Raw genomic sequence first — 2,947 nt, forward strand, 5'->3', positions numbered from 1 at the left:
GGAGGCGTTTGCGGAGAAATCGCCGGTGGTCGTCATCAGCGGCGCGCCGGGCATCAAGGAACGGCTCAAGGATCCCCTGCTGCATCACAAGGTCCGGGAGTTCGACACGCAGAAGAAGGTGTTCGAGCAGATCACCGTCGCGAGCACCGTGCTGAGCGACCCGCAGACGGCGTTTCAGGAGATTGACCGTGTGCTCCACGCGGCGGTGCGCTTCAAGCGGCCGGTTTACATCGAGCTCCCGCGGGACATCATCTGGCAGCGGGGCATCCCGCACCACACGCCGCGGGAGGTGCATGAGTCGAGCGACGCGGTGGTCCTGCGAGCATCGCTCGCGGAGGCCGTGGCGAGGATCAACGCGGCACGCAAGCCCGTCATCCTCGCGGATGTCGAGGTGCACCGCTTTGGTTTGCAACGCGATCTGCTCGCGCTCGCGGAGCGCACGAACATCCCGGTCGCGGCGACGATTCTCGGCAAGTCGGTCGTCGCCGAGCATCACCCGCTGTATCTAGGCGTTTACGAGGGCGCGATGGGCCGCGAGGAGGTCCGCCGCTACGTCGAGTCCTCCGATTGCCTGCTGATGCCCGGGTTCTTCATGATGGACATCAACCTGGGCATTTACACGGCGCGCCTTGATCCTGCGCGGTCCATCTGCGTCACGAGCGAGAACCTCTCCATCGGTCACCACAACTACGAAGGCGTGCGGCTGAAGGACTTCTTGCGCGGGCTGGTCAGGTCCAAACTGCGCCGCCGGGCGAAGCCGAAGCTCCCACGCGCCAAACCCGCGCCGCCGTTCACCCTCGCCGACGCGACGCGCGCGCTCACGTCGCAACGGCTCTTCCAACGGTTGAACGCATTCCTCACCGTGGACACAGTGGTCGTGGCGGACATCGGCGACTGTCTCTTTGGCGCGGTGGACTTGTCCATCCATCGCGGCACGGAGTTCCTCGCGGCGGCCTACTACGCCTCGATGGGTTTCGCCGTGCCCGCCGCGGTCGGGGCGCAGTTGGCGAATCCACGGCGCCGTCCTCTGGTGCTGGTCGGCGACGGCGCGTTCCAGATGACCGGCGTCGAACTGGCCACCGCCGCGCGGAACGGATGCAACCCGATCGTGGTCGTCCTCAATAATGACGGCTTTGGCACCGAGCGGCACATTCACGACGGCCCATACAACGACGTCGCCCCGTGGCGATTCCACCGCCTGCCTGAACTGCTCGGCACCGGTCGCGGCTGGCTCGTCAAGACGGAAGGCGAACTCGACGCCGCGCTCGAGGAGGCGCGCCGTCACACACAGAGCTTCTGCCTGATCGAAGTTCGCCTCGCGAGGCTCGACCGCTCGCCCGCGCTCGACCGCCTGGCCAAGCGGCTCGGCGCCCGGCTGCGCGCGGCGAAGTGATCGAAGTCCCGCGCCCGGATGCGCATTCGACAGCCGCATCCAGTCGCTATCCGCCCGGAATGATCCTCCGCAACTGCTCTGCGTGGCTCTCCAAGTCGCCCTCCGTCCAGACCACGTGGTCGGCCAGCCCCAGCTTCACCTCGACCGACCATTGGGCGTTGATCCGCTGGCGAATGTGCTCCGGGGTCCAACCCCGCGCGAGCAGGCGCTGTTGTTGCGTCGCCGCGGAACAGGCGACGCAGATTGTCACGTCGCAAAGTGCCTCGGCCTTCGTCTCGAACAGCAGCGGGATGACCACCACGGCGCTGCGGCGAGCCTCGGTGCGCCACGCGGCGACTTGGGCCATCCAGACGGCGCGGATGCGCGGATGCAGGATCGCCTCGAGTCGCACGCGCGCGTCGCTGTCCGCGAACACCCGCCTCGCAAGCGCCTCGCGGTCAAGCGTGCCATCCGCCTTGATGACGGCGGCGCCGAACACCTCGCGAATCTCCGCAAGCGCGGGCTGGCCGGGCAACACGACTTCCCGCGCCACCAAGTCCGTGTCCACCACGGGCACCCCGCGCTCCCGAAGCAGCCGCGCGGAGGTGGACTTGCCCATGCCGATGCCGCCGGTGAGTCCGATCACTTTCATCGCGGGAGGAACTAACACGCCGGCGCCCAAAAGGGAATCACGGCGAGTTTGAAGTGTTCACCCGCGGGCGTTCCGTGTTCAGTGTTGCGCGCCCATGAGCACGCGGCGAAGGCCGCCGCCCGGCCAACACCACGACGACCTGCAAACCCGTGCGACCGGCCCGACTTCTCATCCTCAGCGACATCCACTACGCGGGCGCGGCGGAACGCGCGCGGGCGGGATTCGAGCACCGCGCCGTGGATGACCGCCTTGCGCGGCTGCTGCTGCGGTGTTACCGGCGGTTCATCTGGCTCGCAGAGCCGACGGAGCAAGGCGGACTGCTTGACCGGTTCCTTGCGAACGCCGGCAGCCCGGACTTGGTGGTCGCGAACGGCGATTACTCGTGCGACTCCGCATTCATCGGCGTCAGCGACGAGGCCGCGTGCGCGAGCGCGACAGAGTGCCTCACGAAGCTCCGCGCCGCGTTCGGCCCGGGCTTCCACGCAACCATAGGCGATCACGAACTCGGCAAGACCAGCCTCGCCGGCAACAAGGGCGGGATGCGTGTGGCCAGTTGGGATCAGACAATCGGCACGCTGCGGCTCGAGCCCGCGTGGCGCACGGACATCGGCCGCTACTCGCTCCTCGCCGTGACGTCAACCCTCGTCGGGTTGCCCGTCTATCATCGCGACATGCTTCCGACGGAGATGGAGACGTGGGAGCAACTGCGCGCCGACCATCTCGCCGCGGTGCGACGCCTCTTCGCGGAGGTCGCCGCGGATCAGCGGATACTGCTGTTCTGCCACGATCCCTCGGCATTGCCGTTCCTCGCGTCGGAGGAAGCGGTCCGCGCAAAGCTCCCGCAGATCGAGCACACCGTCGTCGGCCACCTGCATTCGAAGCTGTTCCTCAACGTGGCGCGAACGCTCGCGGGGATGCCGCGA

The 2,947-nt window shown here is 67.6% G+C and carries 3 protein-coding genes; 2 read left to right on the forward strand and 1 reads right to left on the reverse strand.

The window, feature by feature from the left end; translation table 11 throughout:
* Nucleotides 1–1,393 (forward strand): alpha-keto acid decarboxylase family protein (locus FJ386_15360; protein MBM3878064.1); only part of this gene is annotated, 1,393 nt, incomplete at its 5' end.
* Between the two features lie 46 nt (nt 1,394–1,439).
* Here the strand turns inward: FJ386_15360 and FJ386_15365 are convergent.
* Nucleotides 1,440–2,024 carry a dephospho-CoA kinase gene (locus tag FJ386_15365; protein MBM3878065.1) on the reverse strand — a complete coding sequence of 195 codons (585 nt, stop codon included), beginning with the start codon at nt 2,022–2,024 and terminating at the stop codon, nt 1,440–1,442.
* A 149-nt stretch (nt 2,025–2,173) separates the two neighbouring features.
* On the opposite strand from FJ386_15365, the gene FJ386_15370 reads away from it, so the two are divergent.
* Nucleotides 2,174–2,947, forward strand: a 774-nt coding sequence (locus FJ386_15370) for a hypothetical protein (GenBank protein ID MBM3878066.1), incomplete at its 3' end; no start/stop codon positions are given.

This window comes from Verrucomicrobiota bacterium (assembly GCA_016871675.1).
Taxonomy (GTDB): Bacteria; Verrucomicrobiota; Verrucomicrobiia; order Limisphaerales; family VHCN01; genus VHCN01.